The 25700-nt window shown below is 60.2% G+C and carries 20 protein-coding genes; 16 read left to right on the plus strand and 4 right to left on the minus strand.

Features of this window, described 5'->3' with window-relative positions; genetic code table 11:
- Positions 1–10 precede the first annotated feature (10 nt).
- Both E8M77_RS02390 and E8M77_RS02395 read left to right on the plus strand, forming a co-directional pair.
- Positions 11–1198: a galactarate dehydratase gene (locus E8M77_RS02390; protein ID WP_137129013.1), complete on the plus strand. Its 1188-nt coding sequence runs from the start codon at positions 11–13 to the stop codon at positions 1196–1198.
- Positions 1185–2066 carry an aldose 1-epimerase gene (locus E8M77_RS02395; RefSeq protein WP_137129014.1) on the plus strand — a complete coding sequence of 294 codons (882 nt, stop codon included), beginning with the start codon at positions 1185–1187 and terminating at the stop codon, positions 2064–2066. The genes E8M77_RS02390 and E8M77_RS02395 overlap by 14 nt, the downstream gene beginning before the upstream one ends.
- Positions 2067–2109: 43 nt before the next feature.
- Here the strand turns inward: E8M77_RS02395 and E8M77_RS02400 are convergent, their stop codons facing one another.
- Positions 2110–3207 (minus strand): LacI family DNA-binding transcriptional regulator, encoded by a 1098-nt coding sequence (locus E8M77_RS02400; protein WP_137129015.1) that lies wholly within the window; start codon positions 3205–3207, stop codon positions 2110–2112.
- Positions 3208–3324: 117 nt separating this feature from the next.
- Between E8M77_RS02400 and E8M77_RS02405 the strand changes: the two genes are divergently transcribed.
- The 6 genes from E8M77_RS02405 to ugpC all read left to right on the plus strand — a co-directional run bounded on the left by E8M77_RS02405 (position 3325) and on the right by ugpC (position 11589).
- A complete protein-coding gene (locus E8M77_RS02405) occupies positions 3325–4425 on the plus strand; it encodes a glycoside hydrolase family 88 protein (protein WP_137129016.1) in 1101 nt (366 codons plus the stop codon).
- A gap of 55 nt (positions 4426–4480) precedes the next feature.
- Complete coding sequence (locus tag E8M77_RS02410; protein WP_137129017.1) at positions 4481–6955, plus strand: hypothetical protein; 2475 nt, start codon at positions 4481–4483, stop codon at positions 6953–6955.
- Positions 6956–7003: 48 nt separating this feature from the next.
- Positions 7004–8266, plus strand: coding sequence for an ABC transporter substrate-binding protein (locus E8M77_RS02415; protein ID WP_137129018.1), 1263 nt, complete (start codon positions 7004–7006; stop codon positions 8264–8266).
- Between the two features lie 168 nt (positions 8267–8434).
- Positions 8435–9433 (plus strand): sugar ABC transporter permease, encoded by a 999-nt coding sequence (locus E8M77_RS02420; protein WP_137129177.1) that lies wholly within the window; start codon positions 8435–8437, stop codon positions 9431–9433.
- Entirely contained in the window at positions 9433–10485 is a 1053-nt protein-coding gene (locus E8M77_RS02425) for a carbohydrate ABC transporter permease (RefSeq protein ID WP_137129019.1), read from the plus strand. The genes E8M77_RS02420 and E8M77_RS02425 overlap by 1 nt, the downstream gene beginning before the upstream one ends.
- Positions 10486–10494: 9 nt before the next feature.
- Positions 10495–11589, plus strand: a complete 1095-nt coding sequence (ugpC, locus tag E8M77_RS02430; protein WP_137129020.1) for a sn-glycerol-3-phosphate ABC transporter ATP-binding protein UgpC — start codon at positions 10495–10497, stop codon at positions 11587–11589.
- Positions 11590–11609: 20 nt separating this feature from the next.
- Here the strand turns inward: ugpC and E8M77_RS02435 are convergent, their stop codons facing one another.
- Positions 11610–13466, minus strand: a complete 1857-nt coding sequence (locus tag E8M77_RS02435; RefSeq protein ID WP_246659097.1) for an EAL domain-containing protein — start codon at positions 13464–13466, stop codon at positions 11610–11612.
- Between the two features lie 418 nt (positions 13467–13884).
- On the opposite strand from E8M77_RS02435, the gene E8M77_RS02440 reads away from it, so the two are divergent.
- Complete coding sequence (locus E8M77_RS02440; RefSeq protein WP_246659098.1) at positions 13885–14625, plus strand: FadR/GntR family transcriptional regulator; 741 nt, start codon at positions 13885–13887, stop codon at positions 14623–14625.
- 15 nt (positions 14626–14640) lie between these two features.
- On the opposite strand, the gene E8M77_RS02445 is transcribed toward E8M77_RS02440, so the two are convergent.
- Together E8M77_RS02445 and E8M77_RS02450 are read right to left on the minus strand one after the other, a co-directional pair.
- Entirely contained in the window at positions 14641–15426 is a 786-nt protein-coding gene (locus E8M77_RS02445) for a discoidin domain-containing protein (RefSeq protein ID WP_137129022.1), read from the minus strand.
- Positions 15427–15439: 13 nt separating this feature from the next.
- Complete coding sequence (locus E8M77_RS02450) at positions 15440–17191, minus strand: heparinase II/III family protein (RefSeq protein WP_137129179.1); 1752 nt, start codon at positions 17189–17191, stop codon at positions 15440–15442.
- 277 nt (positions 17192–17468) lie between these two features.
- Here E8M77_RS02450 and E8M77_RS02455 point away from each other — a divergent pair, with 277 nt between their 5' ends.
- The 7 genes from E8M77_RS02455 (at position 17469) to E8M77_RS02485 (ending at position 25556) form a co-directional block, all read left to right on the plus strand.
- The gene (locus E8M77_RS02455; RefSeq protein ID WP_137129023.1) at positions 17469–18425 is read left to right on the plus strand and encodes a sugar ABC transporter permease; all 957 of its coding nucleotides are present in this window, start codon (positions 17469–17471) and stop codon (positions 18423–18425) included.
- A gap of 3 nt (positions 18426–18428) precedes the next feature.
- Positions 18429–19265, plus strand: coding sequence for a carbohydrate ABC transporter permease (locus E8M77_RS02460; RefSeq protein WP_137129024.1), 837 nt, complete (start codon positions 18429–18431; stop codon positions 19263–19265).
- A 4-nt stretch (positions 19266–19269) separates the two neighbouring features.
- Positions 19270–20442, plus strand: coding sequence for a glycoside hydrolase family 88 protein (locus E8M77_RS02465; RefSeq protein WP_137129025.1), 1173 nt, complete (start codon positions 19270–19272; stop codon positions 20440–20442).
- Between the two features lie 15 nt (positions 20443–20457).
- A complete protein-coding gene (locus E8M77_RS02470) occupies positions 20458–21567 on the plus strand; it encodes an ABC transporter ATP-binding protein (protein WP_137129026.1) in 1110 nt (369 codons plus the stop codon).
- Between the two features lie 22 nt (positions 21568–21589).
- A complete protein-coding gene (locus tag E8M77_RS02475; protein WP_137129027.1) occupies positions 21590–22300 on the plus strand; it encodes a DUF624 domain-containing protein in 711 nt (236 codons plus the stop codon).
- 55 nt (positions 22301–22355) lie between these two features.
- Positions 22356–23636, plus strand: coding sequence for a sugar ABC transporter substrate-binding protein (locus tag E8M77_RS02480; RefSeq protein WP_137129028.1), 1281 nt, complete (start codon positions 22356–22358; stop codon positions 23634–23636).
- A gap of 75 nt (positions 23637–23711) precedes the next feature.
- A complete protein-coding gene (locus E8M77_RS02485) occupies positions 23712–25556 on the plus strand; it encodes a DUF2264 domain-containing protein (RefSeq protein WP_137129029.1) in 1845 nt (614 codons plus the stop codon).
- Positions 25557–25700: the final 144 nt, after the last annotated feature.

The raw sequence follows: 25700 nt of genomic DNA on the forward strand, positions 1-25700 counted from the left end.
TAATAGTCCGATGAAAATCGATCGCATGCGGGTGTTCGTCACCCGCGACAAGGACAGGCCGCGCATCATCGTGGCGCTTGATACGGATGATGGCCTGACCGGCTGGGGCGAATGCTACAATCACGGGCCGGATCTGGCGCTGCCACCGCTGCTCGATTACCTCTACGGCTTCATCGCCGGAGAGGACCCGTCACGGGTGGAGTATCTGGTCAACCTGTTGATCCAGCAAAGCCGTTTTCCGCCGGGCGCCATGGGCCTGTCTGCGATCTCGGCGCTCGATCATTGCCTCTGGGATCTCTCGGCAAAGGCGCTGGGCGTGCCGGTCTACAAGCTGCTCGGCGGTGCCGTGCGTGACCGGATCAAGGTCTATGCGGGGGTCTATACGGCCCCCGATGCACCTGCGGCGAAAGAAGAATTCGACCGGTTGAACGAGGCTTATGGCTTCACCGCCTTCAAGCTCAGCCCCTGGAGGATCGATCTGCATGCCAATCGCTGGGGTGAGGTGGTAAAAGCCTCTGCCGATTACTTCCGGTCCCTGCGCGAAACCGTGCGCAATGATTATGAAATCGCCTTTGATGCGCATGCCAAGATTTTCGAGCCGGCGGCGGCACGTCAACTGGGCAATGCGCTCGCCCCCTATGATCCGTTGTTCTTCGAAGAGCCGCTGCGACCGGAGAATATCGAGGCCTGGGGCGATCTGAAACAGGGGCTGAACTGCACGCTGGCCACTGGCGAATCCCTCTACAGCCGGTTTGAATTCCTGCGGCTGTTGCAGGTCAAAGGCGCCGATCTCATCCAGCCGGATATCTGCGTCGTCGGCGGCATTACCGAAATGCGCAAGATCGCAACCATTGCCGAAGCCTTTTTCGTGCCGATCGCCCCGCACAATCCGATGGGGCCGCTCGCCACCGCCGTCAATGTGCATTTCGCCGCTGCCACGCAAAGCTTCCGCATCCTCGAATACCGGCTGCCAAAGGGCCAATGCTATGTCTATGGCGGCACCGAGATCGAAAGTCGCGAGGACGAGACCCGCTATGTGGTCGATCCCTATTTGCCGAAGGATGGCTATCTCGAACTGCGGCCCGACCGTCCCGGCTGGGGTGTCGAGATGGACGAAAAGGCGATGAGCGAGGATGGCTATATCCATTGGCAGCGCCGCGTGCCCAAGCGCCCGGACGGTTCCTATGCCTTCGCCTGATGACGGGCCCGACATCGAGATCCGCAGCGGTCAATTCACGGCAGCCTTCCGGCCATCGGCCGGCGGGCGCGTCAGCCGGCTTTGGCATGACACTCTGGGCGAGATCCTTGTGCCGATGACAGACGCGGTTTTCGACCCCTATCAATGGCCGAAAGCCGGCGCCTATCCGCTGTTTCCCTTTCACAACCGGCTCACCGGCGGCACAATACGCCATGGCGGGCAGAGCTACCAGCTTTGCCCGCATCCGGCCCTTCAACCCGATGTCATGCATGGACCGGCGCAACGCCGGGTCTGGCAGGTCGTGGACCAGTCCGCAGACGGGCTATCCATGGCGCTCGATTACGCGGCCGACGATGACTGGCCCTTTGCCTTTCGGGCCGAGCAGCATTTCCAAATCGAGCCGGACGGCCTGCGCATTGCGCTCAGCATTGCCAATTCCGGCGACAGGCTGATGCCAGCGGGCCTCGGCTGGCATCCCTATTTTGCCGCAAGCCTCAACCAGCCGGCAGGTACAGATGCGCAAGCGACCTTCCCGCTCGACGACCTGAATGTGCCGACAGGGGCGCCAGCCGTCGCGCGGCGGCCAGGCCCCTTGCCGCAGAAGACCGGCTACACCATTCATCTGACGGAATGGACACGGGCAGGTGTCATGACCGATGGAGGAGCGCAGGTGACCATCGCTGCCGATGCCGCACTTGCCCATCTCGCCGTGCATCGCATGGAGCATTACCTTTGCCTGGAACCGGTATCGCACCGCGCCGGCAGCCTGCACACATCAGCCATGAATCTAACGCCAGATGACATCGCAATGCTGCAACCGGGCGAGATACTGACCGGCCATATCCATCTCAGCCTTTCACCCGGCTGATCTTACCGCAGAAAACCCGGACATTCAGGCGAGCCCCCCGCCCCTATTCGGCAGCGCTTGCAGCGCGCGGGCCCTGCGTTTCGATTGCCCTGCCCACCTTCGCCGGCCCTGTTGAGGAGCGCTCGACAAGATGGCAGGCAAGCTCGATGCGCCGGGCGGGATTGACGCGACCGGCCATGCTATCGCTCAACAGATCCAGCGCCGCCGCCCCCATTTCGCGCATCGGCAGGTGCATGGTGGTGAGCGGCGGATTGACGAAAGCCGCCTGCGGCAGGTCGTCCATGCCGACCACCGAGACATCGCTCGGCACAGAGAGACCCGCCTTTTGCACCGCCATGATGGCGCCGACGGCAAGGCTGTCGCCTGCCGTAACGACGGCGGTAAAATCGCACCCGCGCGTTGAAAGCCGGGCAGATACCGCCTGGGTGGCGAGTTCCGGCAACCAGTCATCGACTGAGACAATCATATCGTCGCGCACCGGCAAGCCGGCAGCCCGCAGGGCATCATGGAAGCCTTCGCGCCGATGCTCGATGGTGCGGCGGCCGGGCCGCATCAGAAACAGAATATCGCGGTGGCCAAGCCGGATCAGGTGATCGGTCGCCAGCCGCGCTGCCGAACGGTTGCAGGGCGTGACGCTGGAAAGCCGCATCAGCGGGTCATGGCCATTGAGCAGGATGACCGGCTTTTCGAAGTCGCGGGTCGCCGCCAGCATGGATTCGTCATCCACTGTCAGAAACAGCAGGCCTGCCGTTTCCGGGTCCTGGCGTGCCTCCATAAGCAGTTGCGTCTCGTCTTCGCGGTCGGCAACCGCCCGCGTGACGATCTGCAGACCGAGCGCTGCGGCCCGCTCGTTCAGGCCCTCCAGCACGTAAAGCGTGAACTGGTTGCGCACATAATCGATCATTGCTGCACTGGAGGCGGCCAGGATCACCTTGCGGCCAGCAAGGGCGGCAGGAACCGCATAATTGACCTGTTTTGCCGCCGCCAGCACCCGTTCGCGCAATTCGGGCCGCACGCCTTTTTCGCCGGCAAGCGCGCGCGATGCGGTGCTCAAGGACACGCCGCAACGTTCCGCGACATCCTCCAGCGTCGTTCGTCGGCTCTTCTTGGCGCGTTTGCCAGGTATGGGCTTGATGGTCATCTGTGAACTCCGAGCCCGCAAGCTGCAAGAAATTTTCAGATTGCGCAATGTTTTTCAGCGTGGCTTGATGCTTGCCAAGAAAGCCGCTCGGGAGAAGCGGCCGCATGGGAGGACTGCATGACCCTGAATGGTTCCGCCATTCTTGCCGATCTTGATCGGCTGGTCGCCGGCATGACCGGCCTGAAACATGATGGCCGGTTCCACGAGCCCAATCTCGACGGCACGGCAGGCGACTACATATCCTTCGACAGCTGGGAATGGCCGCAGGGCGTTGGTCTCTATGGCATGATCCGCCTTTGGCAGATCACCGGTCGCGACGACCTGAAGGTGATGATAGAGGCCTGGTACGACAGGCAAATTGCGGCCGGCCTGCCCGGTCTCAATGTCAACACGACAGCGCCGATGCTCGGCCTCTCCGTTCTCTGGCGCCAGACACGCGACCCGCGCTGGAAGGCCCCGCTCGACCAATGGGCAGACCGGGTGATGGCCGAAATGGGCCGCACCGAGGAAGGCGCCTTCGAGCACCACGTTTCCGACAAGGTCAATGACGGCGAACTGTGGGACGACACGCTCTACATGGTCGCGCTGTTTCTCGCCTCCTATGGCCAAGCAAGCGGCAGGCGTGAGTTGGTGGATGAAGCCGCCCGCCAGTTTCTCGTGCATGCCCGCTATCTCTGCGACATCGAAACCGGTCTCTGGTTCCATGGCTGGACCTTTAACGGGCGGCACAATTTTGCCCGTGCACGCTGGGCGCGCGGCAATGCCTGGATCACTGCCGGAATTCTCGACCTCTTCGATCTGGCCACACTTCCCCAGCCGATCAAGGACTTCCTGCTCGGCGTGCTGACAGCGCAGGTGAATGCACTTTTGCCACTGCAGGCGGCAAGCGGCGCCTGGCGCACCCTGCTCGACGATCCGACATCCTACGAGGAAACCTCGGCAACGGCCGGCATCGGCTATGGCCTTCTGAAGGGCTACCGGCTGGGGCTTGGCACGCCGGCCTGGCGCGAGGCGGGCCTGAAGGCGGTGGAATTCGTCATGCGCAATATCGATGAGACGGGCACGGTGCTGAACGTCTCCTATGGCACACGCATGGGCCATGACCTGCAATTTTACCGCGACATTCCGATCCAGCCCACAGGCTATGGCCAGGCGCTGTCGATCCTCTGCCTATCGGAAGCGCTGTCGCATGTCGATGCAAGAGTGGCGGCGGCATGACCGGCGAAACCAAAAACTATCATGATGTGGCACCCGTGGCCGTGGCGGATCTGAAATGAGCACAGAACAGACCTGGATGAAGAAGCCCCTCAATGCCGGTGAGCCCGTGCGCTACTGGCAGCTTGGCGCGCTGATGGAAGAGCGTTTCGATACGCAGGACCAACCGATGAAGGGCGAGATGGACCCCTTCTTCTTCCTCACCAAGCACAAGAACTTCATTCCGCACGAATATCCGTGCCGGACGATCTTTGCCGAAACCTTCCGCAACAAACGCCCGGATGTGCGCGGACGCTTCGAGGCGACCCGCTGGTGGCTGCCATTTTCCTCGCCGCGCGTCGATCTCTCCGGCTTCTGGTTTCGCCCCACACGGCTTGCCACCTGGGCCGGCACCCATCTGGAGGCGTCTGAGGCCGGCACGGCCAGAATTCGCCTTGGCACCTGCGGCGGTGCGATACTCTTCCTCAATGGCGAGGAAATCGGCTGGATGGCGCCCTATGGCCGCAATCTGGAAACCAGACAGGAGTTCGATCTGCCGCTGAAGGCCGGCCTCAACGAGATCACGCTGTTCTTCGATGATCTGGCCGAGCGCGACGCGCGCTATTTCTACCAGTTCGACTATCTGTCGGGACCGGCTGTGAATGTTGCTGTTCCGGTGCCGGTCGAAGGGTCGGTGGCCAACAGTATCGAAGCGGCACTTGAGGGCATGCATCTCGATCGCCCGGCCTATTTCTCCGGCGATATCACGCTGAAATTTGCAGAACCCCTGCCGGTTGCCGTCAAGGTCAATGTGGCGGTCGAGGGCGATTTCATGTCGCGCGAGCGCTTCGACCATGATTTCACGCTTGAAGCCGGTGCACTAAGCCTCAATCTCGGCCCCGCCGAGCAGGCGCCGGCCGATTTCCGCCATTTCCGCATCACGCTCGATGCTGGCGGCTTTGTCGCCGCCCGACCGCTTGGCGTTGAAATCTGCCATGCAGAGAGCCAGGGTGACGCGCCGGAGACGCTTAAAGAGCGTATCCGCGAAACGCTCGACGCCATTTCAGAACACTCCGAGCGCGACACGGTCTCGGCCTTTGCCCGCCTTGCCAGCGGGCGTGCCGGGCCTGAAACCGACGCGATCATCGAGGAAATCCTGCCGAGCATCGAGGATTGCCACGATTGCGCCGATTTCTCGCTGGTACCGCTCCTCTGGTCGCGCATGGTCTGGGGCGCCGATATCGGGGAAAAGACGCGCACCCGCATCGATAAGGCAATCCTTGCCTATCGCTACTGGATGGATGAGCCGGGCAATGACGTGCAGTGGTACTTTTCTGAAAACCACGCGCTGCTCTTCCACACATCCTGCTATCTCGCCGGTCATCTTCTGCCGGAAGAGACCTTTACCCGGTGCGGCCGCAAGGGTGCCGAGCAGTCGCGGATCGGTGCCGCCCGCGTGCGCACCTGGCTCGACCATTTCGAACACTTCGAAATGGCGGAATTCAATTCGGCGCCCTATTTCCCGATCGATCTGAAGGGCCTGACCGCACTTGCCGCCCTGTCGCCCGATACCGATATTGCCGAGCGCGCCAAGGCTGGCATCGTGCGGCTGTGTGAAATCGTTGCGCGCTCTGCCCATCACGGCATGCTGACGGCAGCTCAAGGGCGGTCTTATGAGCACACGCTCTGCGCCGGACGTTCGCTGGAATTGTCGGGCCTTGCCCGTCTTCTCTGGGGCAAGGGCTGGTATGGAAGGCGTGTGCATGCCTTGCCACAAATGGCCGTATGCCTGCGTGATCATGGACTGACTATTCCGCAAGAACTGCAATCGATCGCCGACCACCGGCGCGAGGCGCATCAGGAATGGCGGTTTGCGCAAGGCGAAAACAGTTTTGCCGCACTTTACCACTACAAGGGCCAGCATTTCGCCATGGGATCGGCCGTCCATTATCGCTGGGGCGATTGGGGCTATCAGGAAACCGTGCTGCATCTGCGCATCGGCGAGAAACCGGAAGCCACCATTTTCATCAATCATCCGGGCGAGATCATCCAGCTCGGCTATGGCCGCCCGTCCTATTGGGGCGGTTGCGGAACAGTGCCACGGGTGCAACAGTATCGCGGCCTCACAGTCGTCGATTTTGCCCTGCACGAGGACCAGCCGGAATTTTCGCATGCCTGGTTCCCGCAAGCGGAATTCGAGGAAAGCCGCGTTTCGGGCCACATGGCCTTGGCTCGCAGCGGCAAGGGCGTGGCACTTCTGATCGGCAGCGGCACGCTTCAGCCGGTAGACCATGGCCCATCCGCCGGTGCCGAACTGCGCATTGCCGGCCGGCGCACGCGCTGGATCGTACGACTGACCGAGGGCGAGGACTTGAGTGCGGTGGAGGCGCGTTACGGTTCGCTTGCGGTCCAGGCCGGCGAGGACGGAACGTTTGTCATCGAAGATCCCGATTATGGCACCGTGCGGTTTAAGGCGGATGGTTCAGTGGAGGCTGAAGGCCGGATCATCCGGCGCGCAGACTATACGGTCAAGGGCGAGGCAATCGACCTTTGAGCGAAACCGGGCGGGTGGAGGACCTGCCCTTTTGGAGGAGGAAAGACCATGGCATTGAAATCGCTTCTTGCGGCATCGGCGCTTACGCTGATGACAACCACGGCCCATGCCGGCGACGTTCGCATCATGTGGTATTCCGACGGCATCGAGGGCGAGGTCTTCCAGGATCTCGTCAGCCGGTTCATGAAGGACAATCCCGGTATCAACGTCATCGTCGACAATGTTGCCTATAGCGTCATCAAGGAGCAGCTGCCCGTGCAGCTGGAAGCCGGCAACGGGCCAGACATTGCCCGTGTCACGGCGATCAAGGACCTTGCCAAGCATTGGCTGGATCTGCGTCCGCTCGTCTCCAACGCCGCCTATTGGGACGAGAATTTCGGCGCCAATGCCGACTGGATGCGGCCCGATGGTTCCAACCAGATTTCCGGCTTCATGACGCAGCTGACGCTGACCGGCGGCTTTGCCAACAAGACGCTGTTCGAGCAGGCCGGCGTTGCCCTGCCCGGCCCCAAGGCCACCTGGGCGGAATGGGCCGCCGCCGCCAAGAAGGTCGCAGCCAGCCAGCAGATCCCCTATCCCATGGCGCTGGACCGTTCCGGCCACCGCATCACCGCCCCCAACATCTCCTATGGCGCAAATTATGTCGGCGCAGATGGCAAGCCAGCCAAGCTCGATGCGGGCGCCAAGGCCTATCTCGGCCAGTTCATCGGCTGGACCAAGGATGGTACCATGTCGAAGGATGTCTGGGTCTCGGCCGCCGGCCAGTCCTACCGGGCAGCAGCAGATGATTTCATCAATGGCCAGGTTGCCTTCTACTATGCCGGTTCGTGGCAGATCCCGAACTTCGCCAAGAAGATCGGCAGCAATTTCGATTGGGTGGCAACCGGCAGCCCCTGCGGGCCGACATCCTGTACCGGCCTTCCCGGCGGCGCGGCTCTGGTGGCGGTGAAATACACCAAGAACCCGAAGGATGTTGCCAAGGTGATGGAGTATCTCTCCAGCGAAACCGTGGTGAAGGAATTCTCCGAGCGCACGCTGTTCTTGCCGGCGCACAAGGGCGTTATCGCCAAGGGTGTCAGCTTCAAGAGCGATAGCCAGCTGGTGAAGGATGCGCTGAATACCTTTGTCGGCGCTAGCAAATCGACGGCCGATGCCGCGCAGAAAATGCCCGGCTGGCGCTGGTCCGACACATTGTACGGCGCCATCGTCACCCGCACCGCCCAGGCGGTGGCCGGTGAAATGACGGCAGAGGAAGCCTTTACCCGCATCGACAGCGATGTGGCCGACAAGGTGAAGGCCTCCGGTCTCTGATCTTTCCTGCGCTATGGCTGGCCGCCCTCCCTTCGATGCTTCGGGGGCGGCCATGCCTTTGATCCTGCGCGCCCGGCAGATGGGCGCCCCGACGCCTGAAGGAAGATGGCCATGGCCCCATCCGGTTCCCCCAAAGGTTCACTCGAACCGAAAGCATCCGCAAGCCCGATGGACAGGCTGGCAGGCCTTGCCCTTGCCCCGGTGCATCTGATCATGGGACTGGCGGACAAACCCTTGCGCGCCTGGCAGAAACGCACGGGCATTGGCGGCATGGCGCTGTTTTTCCTCGCGCCCAACATGCTGATCTTCGGCATGTTCGTGCTTTTGCCGATCGTCATCAACATCGTCTATTCGCTGACCGGTGGCACGGCGCTGTTTCTCTCGGAACGCAGCTTTGTCGGGCTTGATCAGTACCGCCAGCTGTTTAACTGCGCAAACTACCTGGATGCCATGACCTGCCAGGAGGATGCCTTCTGGACCTCCCTCGACAACACGTTCTGGTTCGTCGTGCTGCAGGTGACACTGATGATCCTTGCCTCGCTGATCACCGCGCTGATCCTCAACCGGGAACTGGCGGCCCGCTCCTTCTGGCGCGCGGTCTTCTTCTTTCCCGTGCTTCTGTCGCCGGTCGTTGTCGGGCTCATCTGGAAATGGATCCTGCAGCGTCAGGGCCTGTTGAATTTCACCCTTCTGCCCTTCGGCTTTGAGCCCCACACATGGCTATCCGATCGCGGTTTTGCCTTTGGCGCGGCGGTCGGCGTATCGATCTGGGCGCATATGGGCTTTTATACGCTGATCCTGCTTGCAGGCTTGCAGGCGATCCCGAAGGATCTCTATGAGGCGGCCCAGATGGATGGCACCAGACCTGCCCGCATTTTCTGGCGCATCACGCTGCCGCTTCTGATGCCGAACCTGCTGGTCGTCGTGGTTCTGGCGCTGATCAAGGCCGTACAGGTGTTTGATGAAGTCTTCATCCTCACCGGCGGCGGACCGGGCACCAGTACGCTGTTTCTCACGCAATATATCTACGAAACGGGCTTCGTATCACAGCCACGCAATGCCGGCCTGGCCGCCGCCGCCTCCATTCTGATGGGGCTTGTTCTGGTGGTGCTGACGCTGATCCAGCTTGGCGTGGGCCGCAAAAACGAAGCCAAGGGGAAACGCTGATGGGCAATGCAAGGGGCTTCCTCACCCGCCGCAAGGGCGGCAAGGGCTGGCACTGGACCGATATCGTCACCTGGGTCTGGCTGATCGGCGGCCTGATCGTCATGTTCGGACCGGCCGTCTGGCTCACCTTCTCCTCCTTCAAGACACCGGCCGCACTGGCCGAGTTTCCGCCAAGCATCCTGCCTTACGTGACACAACAGGTGAAAGTGGATGGCTATGAGAAACCGCTTGCGCTGTTTGAGGCGAAAATGCCGGATGGCTCGACACAGGTTCTGGCAGAAGTGCGCCGCGTCGGCATTGTCGCCCAGATGGTCGATCCGAAAGCGCCGGGCCAGATCATCCGCGTCAATATTGCGGATCGTCAGCCGGTGCGGGAAATCGCCTTTGCGACGGAAAACTACACAAAGCCCTTTACCCAGTTCGATTTCGTCCAGTATCTGTGGAACTCCGTCTTCGTCACGGTCACGGCCACGCTGATCACCCTCATCGTCAATTCCATGGCGGCATTCGCCCTGTCGAAATACGAGTTCAAGGGCCGCAATGCCGCCATGCTGGTGATCCTCGCCACACTGATGGTGCCGCTTTCGGTCATCCTCGTGCCGCTCTATTCGATCATCTCGACGGTCGGCCTGTTCAACAATCTCTGGGGCGTCATTCTGCCGACGGTAGCGACACCGACCGGCGTTTTCATCCTGCGCCAGTATATGTTGACGATCCCTGACGAGTTGATCGATGCAGCCCGCATGGACAAGGCCTCGGAATGGCAGATCTACTGGCGCATCATCCTGCCGCTCACGGCACCGGCGCTGGCGGTGCTTGCCATCTTCTCGGTCGTCTGGCGCTGGAATGATTTTCTCTGGCCGCTGATCGTTCTGTCGCGGCGCGAACTTTACACGCTGCAGGTAGGCCTCAGCATCTATTCCGGCGAACTCAACGTTCAATGGCACTATATCCTGGCGATGACGGTGGTGACGATGATCCCGGTCGTGCTGGTCTTCATCTTCCTGCAGCGCTTCATCACCACCGGCATTGCCGGCTCCGGGCTGAAATAGGATCCGATCATGGGTAGCATCACTCTCACCAATATCCAGAAAGCCTATGGCGCAGTGCATGTCCTGCATGACATCAACCTGTCGATCGAGGAGGGCGAATTCGTCGTCTTCGTCGGGCCGTCCGGCTGCGGCAAGTCCACTTTGCTGCGCGTCATTGCCGGCCTTGAAAAGGTCACCGGCGGCGATCTTTTCATCAAGGGCGAGCGCGTCAATGATGTATCTGCCGCAGATCGCGGCCTTGCCATGGTCTTCCAGTCCTATGCGCTTTATCCGCATATGACCGTGCGCCAGAACCTTGCCTTCGGGCTTGAAAATTCCGGCATGGCCAAGGCCGAGATTGCCGAGCGGATTGGCGAAGCCGCTCGAATGCTGGAAATCGACAGCTATATGGACCGGCGTCCGGGGCAATTGTCCGGCGGCCAGCGCCAGCGCGTGGCAATCGGCCGGGCTATCGTGCGCCGCCCGACGGCCTTCCTGCTCGATGAGCCGCTGTCCAACCTCGATGCGGAACTGCGCGTTTCCACTCGTGCCGAGATTGCCGCGCTGCATGCGCGGCTGAAATCCACGATGATCTATGTGACACATGACCAGGTGGAGGCGATGACACTCGCCAACCGCATCGTTGTCATGCGCGCCGGCCGCATCGAACAGGTCGGCACGCCGCTTGATCTCTATAATGCGCCGGCTAACCGTTTCGTGGCGGGCTTCATCGGCGCGCCGCACATGAATTTCATCGAGGGCGAGGTTCTGGGTGCAACAGCAGACGGAACGACCATTCGCGCCGACGATGGCAGCCTGATTGCCGTGCCGGTGGCATCAACTGAGGTCAGGGTTGGAGATCGGGTCACGCTCGGCATCCGGCCGCAGCACATCGCGCTTGCCACGGGAACTGCGGGAATAGAGGCAAAGGTGCGGATGGTCGAGGCGCTCGGATCGGAAACTGTCATTCATGCCGAAACACTGGGGCAGAAAATGCTGGCGATCGTGCCCGGCCAGCGGTTGCTGACCAGCGGCGACACCATCCGTCTCGGTTTGGACGCAGCCCCCATCCACCTGTTTGATGCAGCGGGTCTGCGGCTTGCGACATCAGGCGCACAACACTGAGGGACAATATCTCCGCCGGTTCAGGCCACCTGCTGGGAGGCCATATCGGACAGAACCAGATCGCGCGCAGTATTGGCCGGGAGCGGACGGGAAAAGTGGAAGCCCTGGACAAATTCGACGCCAATATTTTTCAGGACGGCGAGTTCCTCTTCCGTCTCAACGCCTTCTACGATCGTGCCAAGCCCCAGTTCGCTGCATAGGCTCAACATAGAGCGGATGATCTGCGCACTGGCAGGCCGCTGATCGACATTTTTGACGAAACAGGCGTCGATCTTGATTTTCGACAAAGGCAGGCGGTGCACATGGTTGAGGCTGGCATAGCCGGTGCCAAAATCATCCAGGGCAATCCCGCAGCCAAGACTGCGCAGCAACGTCAATGCGCTCGCCGCCTGCTCCAGATCGTGGATAACGGCGGTTTCGGTGATCTCGAAACTGATACGGCAGGGATCAAAGCCACTCTTTTCAACGATAGCAACGATCCGCAGAATGTTTTCCGGCGTGGCAATATCATGCGGTGACAGATTGAAGGACAGATAGACCGGCGACGGCCAATTGCTGGCCTCCACCAAGGCCAGAGCCAGCAGTTTGCGGGTGATGAGGCCAATGCGACCATTGTGCTCCGCAATGGGAATGAATTCCGCCGGCGAAACGGCACCGAGAATCGGGCTGTTCCAGCGCGCCAGCGCCTCAAAGCCGACCGGGCGACGGGTCACCATCTCGAAAATCGGCTGGAAGGCCAGATGCAGTTCTGCATCGAGGTCAGCAGCCAGCAGCACTTCTTCCACCCGCTTCTGGCGATTGAGCGTTTCGGCCTGCACAGTGTTGAAGATGACGACGCCGGCACGCTGAAAGCGCTTGGCGGCATAGAGCGCGTAATCGGCGCGCTCATAGAGATCCTGTCCGCTTGCGCCGACATCGGGGTAAATGGCAATGCCGAGTGAGCCGGTCACCTGAACGACGCCGGAACCGACATTGATGGGGTCGGCAATCACATCGCACAGCGCCTGGCCCAGCGCAGCGAGGGAAGCCTCGCTGCATTCGCCAGTCTTCAGGATGCCGAATTCGTCGCCGCCCAGACGGAAAATTGTGACGCCATCCTTGTTAAAATCATTCAACCGATGGCCGACTTCGACCAGAACCTTGTCGCCGGCCGCATGGCCGTACATGTCATTGATCGGCTTGAAGCCATCCAGGTCGATCACGCCGACAGCCAGTTTTTCGCCGCTTGCGCTGGCATGGCAGAAGGCCGTTTCCAGGAAATGGAAAAAGCTGCGTCGATTGGCCAGCAGGGTCAGGCTATCGAGATTTGCCAGCCGCAGGTTTTCGTTGGAAAGAGCCTGCATGGCGCGGTTCTGCTCATGCAGGGCATCCTGCTGCGCCATCAGCACCTGACGGGATTCGTTCAGCTGGCGAAAATCGCGGTAATGGGTCATGAGAATAGCGATCATGGCAATGGTCACCAGCACGACATTCACGCCGGTGGCGATGAAGGTCGGCTCGCCCAGAACCAGCATGCCGATGAGAAACGGGACATTGACGACGACCGAAACGATCAGTGCCGCCGAACGCAGATGCATCAGGCAGAAGATAATGCCGATGACGGTAATGGCCATGAAGAAGGCCACATGCGCCTGCTGATGCGCATCGCCATAGGGCAGAAGCGCCAGCGACCAGCCGGTGCAGAAAGCAGCGATTGGTCCCGCAAGGATATTGGTGATGCGCAGACGCCGGTAAGCTTCTTGTGCCGTGACCTTTGTACGGCGACGTATCGCCCAGCCGACAGTGCGCACAAGACACAGCAAGGAGAAGGCTGAAGGCACAACAACCACAAGCCAGAACGGCGCCTTTCCGGCATGCGTCCAGGCGAGCGCGGCCATGTTGGTCACAAGGATAAAGTAAAGGAGCGGCACCTGCTTTGAAAAGGCTTCAAACTGGGCAAGGCTCAGCAGAGGATTATTATTGGGAACCCTGAGAAGATCTGAGACCTTTCTGCCCCAATCTCTGAAATCTACCTTTTCCTGCATCTAACGATTTGGCCCCGATCATCGCGTTGCTGCCTTTCATCGCATATCCGAGTTAATTAGAGCATAACGATATGCACGCCAGCGCCACACCCAAGGGAGAGGCCTCATGCTTCCCCGGATGATTGCATCCAATAGCATTCGTCCGACACATTACGAAATTGGCCAAACGACATTGAACAAAATTCAAATTCATCATACAGATTATTTATGCCGATGCACGAAGTGTCGGCAATCGTGGTGGATCGACAGTCAGATCGACGAGGGGAAACGCGTGACGGTGCAGACAAAGACACGCGGCCGCGCGACCGGCTCGCTGGTGGCAAAGGTGGAGAGCAGCCTGCGCCAGGCAATTCTGAACGGCACCTACGCACCGGGCGACAGGCTTCCGAGTGAAATAGAGCTGACGGAAACCCATGGCGTCAGCCGCACGGTGATCCGCGAGGCAGTAACGGCGCTGCGCTGCGATGGGCTCGTGGATGTGCGCCAGGGCGCCGGCATTTTCGTTCTGAGGGCAGAGGCGCCGGAGATTGAAGCACCGAAACTTGATCGCGCCCGGATATCGTCCGATCTGGAGGTGCTGGAAGTGCGAACGCCGCTGGAAATCGAGGCGGCAGGACTTGCCGCGCAGCGTCGCTCTCCCGCCCAGGAGGAAGCGATCTTCGGCTGCCATGCGCAGGTTCTGCACTGCATTGAGGCCGACCAGTCGATCCGCGATGCGGATCTGGCTTTGCACATGGCCATTGCTGCCGCGACCAACAATCCGCTCTTCACCCAGTTTCTACAGCTGCACGGACCGGCCGCCATCCCACAATCGAAAGTGGTAGCAGACAATCGCGCCGCAGACCAGACAGCCTATCGCCGGCTGATCCACAAGGAGCACGAAGCCGTGGTGCTGGCCATTTCCGATGGTGACGAGAAGGCGGCGCGCGCCGCCATGCAAGATCACCTGCGCGGCAGCCAATTGCGCTACCGCGACCTCCTGCGCGATCTGCGGGGCTTCGCCAACAGCTGATCCCCGCCCGACAGATCAGAGATCCCGTCCCCAGGCCTCGATCTGCGTCAGGGCCGGATAGGGCGACGGATCATCCGCCTTCACCATATCATGCAGCCGCAGCCATTCGATCTGGCGTGCCGGGATCGGAAAGCGTTGCGCCGCACCCGATTTGACGAGATCGAAACGAAGCGTCTCACCATCGGAAAAGGTAACACTTGCGCTGTTCCACCAGGCATCATGGGGGAAATCGGCGCGCAGGTAGAGCACGATCTCGTCGACCTCGACGGTGCGGCCAAAATTGATGGTGATCGCGGCTTGCGGATCGCGGTTGATGCCCCAACTGGTAAACGGCCAGGAGCCGTGATCAAAGCTGGCTTTTTCGCCATCAATGGCATTTCGCGCCGCAAATTGCGCCTCGCCGCGCGTTTCCACATTGGCTTTCGCATGCGGATAGAGCGCGTCATTGCCATGGTGATCGACCGGATTGAAGGCAAGATTGCGCCGGGCTGCGACCTCACAGGGCGCGGCCACCCGCACATGCAGGCGATGAAGCGTGCCGAAAAAGGCCTGTGGCGCATAGGGCATGCGCTTTTCGCCGAAAGGAATGGGGAATGTGAAAGGCGATTGCGGCATGAAGAGAATGGCCGGCGCAAGGGCCGCATCAAGCGAAAGCCCGATATAGCCGGGTTCGGAGGCGGCAACCACGAGACGGTCGCCCTCCTCATAGGCGGCGCTGTAGACGAGAAACAGCTCGTCATCGCCCACAGCCTCAGCCTTCACCGCTCCGGCAGAATCGATCACCTTGAGGATCAACTGCATCTTCTTTCTCTCCCTAGATGATTGTCAGTTTCAGCGCTGGCCCGGCAAGCGGCACCAGCACGCGAAAAACCTGTTGCGGCCAGGATTGGCGCAGCCGCGCGTCAGTAATAACAATGGGTTCAATAAGGGGCGGACCTGCCCCGGCCAGCTGAATATCGGCCAGATCGCCAAGCCGCAACCCCTGCGGGGTTAAAACAGGCTCTACAAGCACCATCAGTGACAGCACGGCCGCTTGATCCCCGTCATGATCGTCATGGATCTCCACGCAACGCCCGCGCTTCAAAACTACACGGCGGCGATAGGAGCGCAGACCCGCCTCACTCGGATAGGCGCCGGCGATATCCATCGAGATCCGCGCTTCGGCATCCTCAAAGGCAAAGGCGAGATCGCGCGCGCCAAATTGCGCGCCATCAGCCTGCATCACGCCGGCAAAGCTCGGCAGGTTGTGAAAGGCGGACTGCATGGTCCAGATTTCATAGCGGCGCGGCGAGAAGGTCTTTGCCGTATAAGTCTCGACGCCAATATCGATGAGCAGCGGCTGCCCCCGCTTGTAGAGCGTGACACTGCCGACATCGTTGTGATTGTGGCTTTCGCCATTATTGCCGCCCTTGACGGCAAGCGCATAGATATCGTCGCGGGCGATGAAAAGTCCGATGCCGGGATAGAAAATGTCACCCCGCGGCACCGGCAGCTGCGGCGGTCTACATGCGTCCAGATAATTCGCCAATGTGACAGCCTGCACGCGGTACCAGAGGTTCCATTCCTTTGGCATCAGAGGCGTTTCACAGCGCTGGAAATCTCCCGCCGCAAAGGCTGCAAGCTGCTCGGAACCCACCGCCTTGCCGAACAGGAATTCGCGCACACCGCAAGGTTCCACCACGGCAGAGCTGTCAGCAAAATTGAAGTAGTGACCGCCCGCCACATGCATATGCAAGATGTATTCTGCCATATTGCGAATTTTCGGCTCTCTCCAGAGCGATGAAAACACGCCGGGTGCTGCACAATCCAGCATGGTCATGGAACCGAACAGGCAAAGCGCTGCGTGACGATAATAGACGACGCCCTCCTCGCAGGCGCCGTCCTCGGCATAATCCTTCAAAAAGGCATCGAGACTTGCCAGCGCCTTGTCCAGCACAGCATGCCGTAACTCCTGCGATGTCGGCAGCGCGAAGGTGGCAAGCAGGACATTCTGGGTGATCCAGGCCGTCCAGTTGTTCATCCGCTCCGCGCCGTGACCCATCCACCAGAAATGCCGGGCCAGATAGGGCTTAAAGACACGGCGATCGACCTCGTCAAAGATGCGCCGGGCAATCGCCGGACTGACCGCATCGAGTTGCGGGGAGAGCAGCTGAAGAGCCGTTGTCAGAATTGCCGCCGTTTCGGCGGCAAACAGATCGACCACCGGATCGAAGGGATCGGGAAGCGGCAGGCGCGCGCCGCCGCGTTCATAGGAATTATGCGCCGGCAATTGCCAGCCGCTTTCCTCGCAGATCAGGACAATGCCGTCGATGATGGCATCCAGAAACCGCCCTCCCCCTTCCAGCCTCTCGGCCAGGACCAGATCGTTCAGCATCAGGCGGCGCGCAAAATAGAGCGCCTCGAAACCGGCGCGGTCACCTTTTTCGCAATAGGTCCGATAATCGGAGGCAAGGATGACCGACCAGGGCTGCGACAGCGCTGCCTCACCGGCCTTGATCAGGCTTTCCCGATGGCGCTGCGGCACGGAGTCCCAATCGGCAACCCGGTTTTCGACCTGATCCAACATGACATCCGCCAGATGGGCCGGCAGATCCTTCCTGCGTTCGACAAACACGCGGCACTCCCCCGATGCGACGCACATACCGCCGCAAAACGAGGCCTATCATACCTATTTTGACGTTTCCAGCATATTTGTCTGACTGCACTTCAACTTGTTTGACCAATGCAGATTTTGTGTTATTGAAAGGTCAGGGAGGCGGGCCGCCATGCTGATGGGTCCGCAGGTTTTGATTGAGGTCAGGCTGCCGAACTGCTCGCAAGCAGACATAAGGCAGCGTGGGAGGATGCTGGTGACGATCGCACATGCGACCATGTCGGACAACCCGGTTCAGGCCGGGCGCAAGAAGAAGCTGCGGGTGGTTTCAAAGCGCCGTCGGCGCGTGGAAAACGCGCTGATCGCCTATTCCTTCATTGCGCCGAACTTTCTGGGTTTTGCGGTGTTTACGCTCGGGCCCATCCTGTTTGCCTTTGCGCTGGCCTTCATGCATTGGGATGGCTCCAACCCGATCACCTTTGCAGGTCTCGACAATTTCTGGAGGCTGTTCGAGGACAAGGCCTTCATCGATGCCCTGTGGAACACGATTGTGTTCACCGTCGTCTCTGTGCCGGCCACGCTTGCCTGCGCGCTTGGGCTTGCCATTCTGCTGAACCAGAAGATTTTCGGCCGCGACTTCTTTCGCACGGCCATGTTCTTCCCCTATGTTGCCTCGCTGGTCGCCGTCGCCGTCGTCTGGAACATGATCTTCAACCCGGAAATGGGTCCGGTGAACATGATCCTCTATACGCTGGGTATTGCGCCGGAAAACCTGCCCGGCTGGGCCGCCGACAGGCATTGGGCCATGGTCACCGTCATCCTCTTCGGCATCTGGAAGAGCATGGGCTATTATATGGTGATCTATCTCGCCGGCCTGCAGGGCATCAATTCCGAGCTTTACGAGGCAGCCGGGCTTGATGGCGCCAATGCCTGGCAGAAGTTCCGCCACGTAACCCTGCCGCAGCTGGCGCCCACCACCTTCTTCGTCACCGTGATGCTCACCATCCAGTCTTTCAAGGTCTTCGATCAGGTCTATATGATCACCCAAGGCGGGCCGGGCACCTCGACGCTGGTTCTCGTCTACCACATCTACAATGAGGCCTTCATCTCCTGGGATCTCGGTTATTCCAGCATGATCTCCCTTGTTCTCTTCTTCCTGGTTCTGGCTGTCACCGTCATCCAGTTCCGCCGCCAGAAGGAGGATTGAGCCATGCGCATTGCCGGAAAGAAGATCTCCACAGGCACGATCGCCGTCTACCTGACCGTTATCGTGGTCACCATCATCATGCTTTTGCCGTTTGCCTGGATGCTGTCGGCATCGCTGAAGCTCAGCCGCGATGTGTTTGCCTTCCCGATCGAGTGGATACCGTCTGAGCCGCGTTGGCAGAACTATGTCGACATCTGGACGAAGATCCCGCTGGCGCTGTTCATCTACAACACATCCAAGCTGACGATCATCGTCACGGTGCTGCAGCTACTGACCTCGAGCTTTGCGGCCTATGCCTTTGCCAAGCTGCATTTCCCTTACAAGAACACGCTGTTTCTCGGCTATATCGCCACCATCGCCATGCCCTGGCAGGTCTATATGGTGCCGCAATTCCTGCTGATGCGCGAGTTTGGCCTCAACAACACGCATCTGGCGCTCATCTGCCTGCAGGCGTTTACCGCCTTCGGCGTCTTCCTGATGCGCCAGTTCTACATGTCGATCCCGACCGAGCTTTGTGAAGCAGCCCGCATCGACGGCATGAACGAATACCAGATCTGGGCGAAGATCATGCTTCCGCTGTCCAAACCGGCACTCTCGACGCTCACCATCTTCACCTTCGTCACCACCTGGAACGACTTTCTAGGCCCGATGATCTACCTCACCCGCACGGAGCTGAAGACGATCCAGATTGGCCTTCGCATGTTCATCTCGCAATATTCAGCCGAATACGGGCTGATCATGGCGGCCTCGGTGGTGGCGCTCATTCCGGTGCTAATTGTCTTCCTTGCGCTGCAACGCTTCTTCGTCGAAGGCGTCGCTTCATCAGGGATCAAGGGCTGATATCATGAATGCAATTTCACCCCCCTCGCCCCAGCCGATTTCCGACGACGACGTCCACGTAGCGCTTGACCTCGCCTCCGCACAGGTGCGCCGCAACCTGCCAACCTTCACCTATGCCGCGCAGAACCATTCGAGCATTGGCAATGTCTATCCGCCGGTTGCCAATGACCAATGGACGGCGGGTTTCTGGCCGGGCGAAATCTGGCTTGCCTTTGAACATACCGGCGACAAGGTCTTTCAATATGCGGCGCAGATCCAGGTGCAGAGCTTTCTGCATCGCATCGAAAACCGCATCGAGACCGACCACCATGACATGGGGTTCCTCTACTCGCCCTCCTGCATTGCTGCCTGGAAACTGGTGGGTGACGAGGACGGTCGTAAGGCAGCACTGCTTGCCGCCGACCAGTTGATCGAGCGGTTCCAGCCGGTGGGGCAATTCATCCAGGCCTGGGGCCGGCGCGACAATCCGAACGAATATCGCTACATCATCGATTGCCTCTTGAACCTGCCGCTTCTCTATTGGGCGAGCGCCGAGACGGGCGATGTAAAATATCGCGATATCGCGCTCATTCATGCGCGCACGACGCTTGCGCATTCGGTTCGGCCGGACAATTCCACCTATCACACCTTCTACATGGACCCGGTGACCGGCGAGCCGGTGCGCGGCGTAACGAAGCAGGGTTATGCCGACGACAGTTTCTGGGCGCGCGGCCAGGCCTGGGGCATTGCCGGCATGGCGTTTTCCTATCGCTACGAACCCTTGCCGCAATACCGCGACACGTTCGAACGGCTTCTGTCCTTTTATCTGGAACGGCTGCCGATGGATCTCGTGCCCTATTGGGACCTGATCTTCACGCAAGGCTCACATGAACCGCGTGACAGTTCCTCGGCCTCCATCGTCGCCTGCGGGCTTCTCGAAATGGCCGATCTAGTCGGCGGCGAGGATGCAGATCGCTACCGCGACCTTGCCCGGCGCATGATGAAAAGCCTTGTCGAACACTATGCGGTGAGTGACCCGAGCCTTTCCAACGGGCTCGTGCTGCATGGCACCTATTCCAAGAAGACCCCGCACAACACCTGCCGCGGCGAAGGCGTCGATGAGTGCGTGTCCTGGGGGGATTATTATTACATGGAAGCCCTGACGCGCCTGTCGCGCCGCTGGGCTTCCTACTGGTGATCGCGTGAGGGTTTAATGGCAAGCATTTCGCTGAAAAAGCTGAACAAGACATTCGGTGCACTGACCGTGGTGCACGATATCGATCTGGAGATCGCCGACAAGGAGTTCATCATTCTCGTCGGTCCCTCCGGCTGCGGCAAATCCACGACGCTGCGTATGATTGCAGGCCTCGAAGAAATCTCCGGCGGCGAGCTTCTTATCGGCACGGACCTGATGAATGACGTGCCGTCGAAGGACCGCGACATTGCCATGGTGTTCCAGAACTATGCGCTCTACCCGCATATGACGGTCTACAAGAACATGGCCTTCGGGCTGGAACTGCGCAGGGCGCCGCGCGATATCATCGACGCCAAGGTGCAGGAAGCGGCAAAGATCCTCGACATTACCCATCTTCTGAACCGCAAGCCGAAGGCGCTCTCCGGCGGCCAGCGGCAGCGCGTGGCGCTCGGGCGCGCCATGGTGCGCAATCCGGAAGTTTTTCTGCTCGATGAGCCCTTGTCAAACCTCGATGCCAAACTGCGCGGCACCATGCGCGCCGAAATCACCAAGCTGCACAAAAGGCTGGATGCCACCTTCATCTATGTGACGCATGACCAGGTGGAAGCCATGACCATGGCCGACCGCATCGTCGTGATGAAGGATGGCCATATCCAGCAGGTGGATACGCCGCAGAACCTCTATGACCGCCCGGTCAACATGTTCGTCGCCGGCTTCATCGGCGCGCCGCAGATGAACCTTCTGCCGGCAACGATCCGCCGCAGTGGTCACGGCTTTACCGCCCAATTCGACGGCCGCGTGCTGCCGCTGCCGCACACCTTCGATGTCGCCCGCATTGCGCCCTATGACGGACGAGAGGTCATGCTCGGCATCCGGCCGGAAAACTTTCACGAACTGGCGCCGGGCGATATCGACCCGCAAAACACCGCCCCGTTTGCCGCCGTGGTGGAGCTGGCAGAACCCATGGGTTCTGAAATTCATCTCAACCTTCTGGCCGGTGGACGCCAGATGGTGGCGCGCGTTTCGCCACGGTTCAAATCAAAGATCGGCGATGCGGTGACGCTCACCGCCGACATGACGAATGCGCAATTGTTCGACCCTGAGACCGAGCGGTCAATCCTGTACTGACGCGGTAATCAAGGAGTGGCCCATGCAGTGGCTGGAGGCGATGTGGACGAAGGAGGGCAAGGGCATCGACAAGGATGCCCCGAAGCGCACCGGGCTTGCCTTGTTTTTCCAGATCTTTGCCCGTGAATGGTGGGAGTTGGTCAAGCTGAACCTGCTGTTTATCCTCGTCAGTCTTCCGCTTGTGACCGTGCCTGCCGCTACCTTTGCCACAGCCAGCATCTGCCGGGCGATGGTGGAGGACCGCAATGTCTATCTGCTGCGCGATTTCCTGGAAGCCATGCACCAATACGCCCTGCGGGCGACCGCCTGGGGCATGGTGACCGGCTCGGTGCTGGCGCTGGGTCTTTATGCCATCGCGACCTATGGCACGGCGGCGCACGAAAGCCTCATCTACGCGGCACCGCTGACGGTGAGCCTCGTGGCTACAGTCTTTGTGGGCCTCTGGGCGACCTATTTCCTAGCGGTGAGCGTGACTGCTCAGCGTCCGTTGCTGCAGGCGCTGAAACTTTCGGCGCTGGCCACCCTCTGGCGTCCGCTGCCACTCTTGGGCGCGCTTGCTTTCGTCGCCAGCCTGTGGCTGGCGCATATCCTGTTTTACCCCGTCTCGGTTTTTATGCCGGCGACACTGAATTTCTCTCTTGGACTGTTCGCCGTGATGTTCGGCGCACAGCGGGCCGCGACACTGGTTCTGTCGCGACCCGCAGAGGCATCCGGGGAGAAGGAACCATTCTAAGGGCGCCGCAGGAGTGGCGCTTCAACCAGGCACAATCAGGGAAGGAGACTTGAGGATGTATCTGGAGACATTTGGGAGAACACTGAAGGCGGCGGTTGCCGGTTTCACCATGGCAGCAGCGCTGGGAGGCACGGCGCTGGCGCAAGGGGCAGCACCGGTCACGCTCAAATGGGCGCTGTGGGACTGGGACAAGGTGGCCTTTTACAAGCCGCTGATCGAGGCCTATACGGCAAAGCACCCCAATGTGAAGTTCGAGCATATCGACCTTGGCTCGCAAGACTACACGCAGATGATCTCGACGCAGCTGACCGGCGGCTCGACGGATATCGACATCGTCACCATCAAGGACGTGCCGGGTTACGCCAATCTGGTGCGCGCCGGCAATATCGCCCCGCTCAACGAGTTCATGACGTCGCAGAAGATCGAAGCGGCCCCCTATGGCGGATTGATCGAAGCCATGACGGTGGATGGCAAGGTCTATGCCCTGCCCTTCCGCTCGGATTTCTGGGTCGTCTATTACAACAAGGACATTTTCGACAAGGCGGGCGTCAAATACCCCAGCAATGACATGACCTGGAAGCAGTTCGACGAGATCGCCGAAAAGCTGAAGGGCGGCTTTGGCGCCAACAAGACCTATGGCGCATTGTTGCACACATGGCGCTCCACCGTTCAGCTTCCCGGCATCCAGGACGGCAAGCAGACGCTGGTAGATGGCGAGTACGGCTTCCTGAAGCCCTGGTATGAGCGGGCGCTTGCCCTGCAAAAGAGCGGCGCAATCCCCTCTTATGCCTCGTTGAAGACCTCCAACACCCATTATTCGGCGCTGTTCTTCAATGGCACGATCGGCATGCTGCCCATGGGCACATGGTTCATCGGCACACAGATCGCCAAGGTGAAGTCGGGTGAATCCAAGAGCGTCAACTGGGGCATCGTGAGGTTCCCGCATCCAGAAGGCGTTGCCGCCGGCACAACGGCCGCCCAGATCTCCGGCCTGTCGGTCAACACCAATTCCAAGCACAAGGACGCAGCGCTCGACTTCATCAAGTTCGCGAGCGGCCCCGAAGGTGCAGCAATCGTGGCGGCCACCGGCACGATCCCGGCCATCCGCTCCGAGGATGTGGCGCAGAAGATCGCAGCACTTCCCGGCTACCCTGCAGATGACAATAGCAAGGCAGCCCTGAAGGCCGGCAAGTCCTATCTGGAAATGGCCGTCAACCCGAATGCGGCCAAGATCGAGGTCGTCCTGAACCGCGTGCATGACGCGATCATGACCGACAATATCGCCGTGGATGCGGGCCTCAAAGACATGACCGATGGCGTGAAGGCCATCAAGTAACACCGTACCAGAACGGCCGCAGGCAATCCGCCTGCGGCCGTTTCCTCTGACATGCAAGCATACGGAATCCTGCCCGTGATCTATGACCCCGCCAAGGCCAATCCCCTCTTTGGAAATCCGCTGAAAACGCGCGCCGATCTGGCCAAGGCGGTGAACGACCTGTTCAAACCGCTGCTTCCCTATTTTTCCGAAGGTGGCGCACGCGTGCGTTTGAGTGCGGCCGGCGCGATCTTCGATCATGCGGCAGCCGATCTGGAAGGCTTTGCCCGACCGCTCTGGGGCATCGTGCCGCTCTGTGCCGGCGGCGGCCAGTTCGACCATTGGGACCTCTATCGGCGCGGGCTGGACAACGGCACCAATCCTCACCATCCGGAATATTGGGGCGATGTGGCAGACCGCAACCAGCGTCTGGTGGAACTGGCCGCCATCGGCTTTGCGCTGGCGCTTGTGCCGCAGCATCTCTGGGAACCTCAGCCTGAAGAGGCAAAGCAGCGCATCGGCGCCTATCTCGTCTCTGCCCGCGAGCGCGACTATGTTGATAACAATTGGAAATTCTTTCGCGTTCTGGTCGATCTCGGGCTCGAACGGGTGGGCATCAAAGTCGATGCCAACAAGACCATGGCCTATCTCGATGAGTTGGAAGCATTCGATATCGGCGATGGCTGGTATCGCGACGGGCCGGTGAAGCGCGTCGATCACTACATCCCCTTTGCCATGCATTTCTATGGCCTGATCTATGCGGTGCTGGCCAAGGGCGACGAGGCCCGCAAGACCCGCATGCGTGAGCGCGCGCAACAATTTGCCGGCGATATCCGCCACTGGTTCGGACCGGATGGGGCAGCGCTGGCCTTCGGTCGCAGCCAGACCTACCGCTTTGCCGCCGGCGGCTTCTGGGCCTCGCTGGCGTTTGCCGATCTCGAAGCCCTGCCCTGGGGTGAGATCAAGGGTTATTACCTGCGCCACATCCGCTGGTGGTCACAGTTGCCGATTGCCGATCGTGATGGTGTCTTGTCGGTAGGTTACGGCTATCCGAACCTTCTGATGAGCGAGAGCTACAATTCCGCCGGCTCGCCCTACTGGGCCTTCAAGTTCTTCCTCGCTCTTGCCCTGCCGGAGGATCACCCGTTCTGGCAGGCGGAAGAGACCGAACAGCCGCAATTTGCCGATCCGGTCCCGCTCGAAAAGCCGGGCATGGTGGCCATGCACACGCAAGGCAATGTCGTTGTCCTGTCCTCGGGGCAGGAGCATGACAAGATGCGCGGCTCCAATGAGAAATATGCAAAATTCGCCTATTCGACGCGTTATGCCTTCAATATCGAGGCCAATGACCGGCATTTCGATGCGGCAAGTTTTGACAATATGCTGGGCCTGTCCGATGACGGTGTACATTTTCGCATGCGCGAGACGCTGGACGAAGCACTGATTGCGGGTGACATGCTTTATTCGCGCTGGAAACCCTGGGGCGATGTGACCGTCGAGACCTGGCTCATTCCCGCCAATCCCTGGCACATCCGCCTGCACCGGATCGTCACCCCGCGCCTCCTCCATTCGACCGAAGGCGGGTTTGCCATTTCGCGTGCCGATTTTGCCCGTGACCGGAGCGAAGAAGGGGAAGGCCGCGCCGTCTGGCATGGCCAGACGGATGTGAGCGCCATCGTTGATCTGGGCTTGGTCAAGCGCCAGGGCCGCGCCCATCTGCCGATTGCCAACACCAACCTCATCCATGCCAAGACCAACCTGCCGCAATTGCGCGGCGACATTCCAGCAGGCGAAACGTGGCTGGCCACCGCCGTCCTTGCCCTGCCGCTTGGGGATGCGGCAAGTGCCGCACTCGCCAAGCCTCCGGCCCTGCCGGACCGGGCCGAAATCCAGCGGATCTTTGCACAAAAAGGCAGAAGGGTTGCAGCCTTTGACATTTAACAACCTCTAACTCTCTGACGTTCTTCACAAATTGGATAGAGTTTTTACTTAGACTCTTCTATCTGCGTGCGGCGCCCATGCATTCGGCATGGTAGACATTTGCACCCGCACGGGTAGTTGAGGACATCGGGATTTGAACACGAC

It is taken from the genome of Rhizobium sp. FY34, assembly GCF_005222845.1.
Classification (GTDB): Bacteria; Pseudomonadota; Alphaproteobacteria; order Rhizobiales; family Rhizobiaceae; genus Neorhizobium.

Bases quoted from the DNA above. Each gene is read 5' to 3' on its own strand.
- E8M77_RS02390 (WP_137129013.1), top strand. From the start codon at position 11: ATGAAAATCGATCGCATGCGGGTGTTCGTCACCCGCGACAAGGACAGG.
- E8M77_RS02395 (WP_137129014.1), top strand. From the start codon at position 1,185: ATGCCTTCGCCTGATGACGGGCCCGACATCGAGATCCGCAGCGGTCAA.
- E8M77_RS02400 (WP_137129015.1), bottom strand. From the start codon at position 3,207: ATGACCATCAAGCCCATACCTGGCAAACGCGCCAAGAAGAGCCGACGA.
- E8M77_RS02405 (WP_137129016.1), top strand. From the start codon at position 3,325: ATGACCCTGAATGGTTCCGCCATTCTTGCCGATCTTGATCGGCTGGTC.
- E8M77_RS02410 (WP_137129017.1), top strand. From the start codon at position 4,481: ATGAGCACAGAACAGACCTGGATGAAGAAGCCCCTCAATGCCGGTGAG.
- E8M77_RS02415 (WP_137129018.1), top strand. From the start codon at position 7,004: ATGGCATTGAAATCGCTTCTTGCGGCATCGGCGCTTACGCTGATGACA.
- E8M77_RS02420 (WP_137129177.1), top strand. From the start codon at position 8,435: ATGGACAGGCTGGCAGGCCTTGCCCTTGCCCCGGTGCATCTGATCATG.
- E8M77_RS02425 (WP_137129019.1), top strand. From the start codon at position 9,433: ATGGGCAATGCAAGGGGCTTCCTCACCCGCCGCAAGGGCGGCAAGGGC.
- ugpC (WP_137129020.1), top strand. From the start codon at position 10,495: ATGGGTAGCATCACTCTCACCAATATCCAGAAAGCCTATGGCGCAGTG.
- E8M77_RS02435 (WP_246659097.1), bottom strand. From the start codon at position 13,466: ATGGCCGCGCTCGCCTGGACGCATGCCGGAAAGGCGCCGTTCTGGCTT.
- E8M77_RS02445 (WP_137129022.1), bottom strand. From the start codon at position 15,426: ATGCAGTTGATCCTCAAGGTGATCGATTCTGCCGGAGCGGTGAAGGCT.
- E8M77_RS02450 (WP_137129179.1), bottom strand. From the start codon at position 17,191: ATGTTGGATCAGGTCGAAAACCGGGTTGCCGATTGGGACTCCGTGCCG.
- E8M77_RS02455 (WP_137129023.1), top strand. From the start codon at position 17,469: ATGCTGGTGACGATCGCACATGCGACCATGTCGGACAACCCGGTTCAG.
- E8M77_RS02460 (WP_137129024.1), top strand. From the start codon at position 18,429: ATGCGCATTGCCGGAAAGAAGATCTCCACAGGCACGATCGCCGTCTAC.
- E8M77_RS02465 (WP_137129025.1), top strand. From the start codon at position 19,270: ATGAATGCAATTTCACCCCCCTCGCCCCAGCCGATTTCCGACGACGAC.
- E8M77_RS02470 (WP_137129026.1), top strand. From the start codon at position 20,458: ATGGCAAGCATTTCGCTGAAAAAGCTGAACAAGACATTCGGTGCACTG.
- E8M77_RS02475 (WP_137129027.1), top strand. From the start codon at position 21,590: ATGCAGTGGCTGGAGGCGATGTGGACGAAGGAGGGCAAGGGCATCGAC.
- E8M77_RS02480 (WP_137129028.1), top strand. From the start codon at position 22,356: ATGTATCTGGAGACATTTGGGAGAACACTGAAGGCGGCGGTTGCCGGT.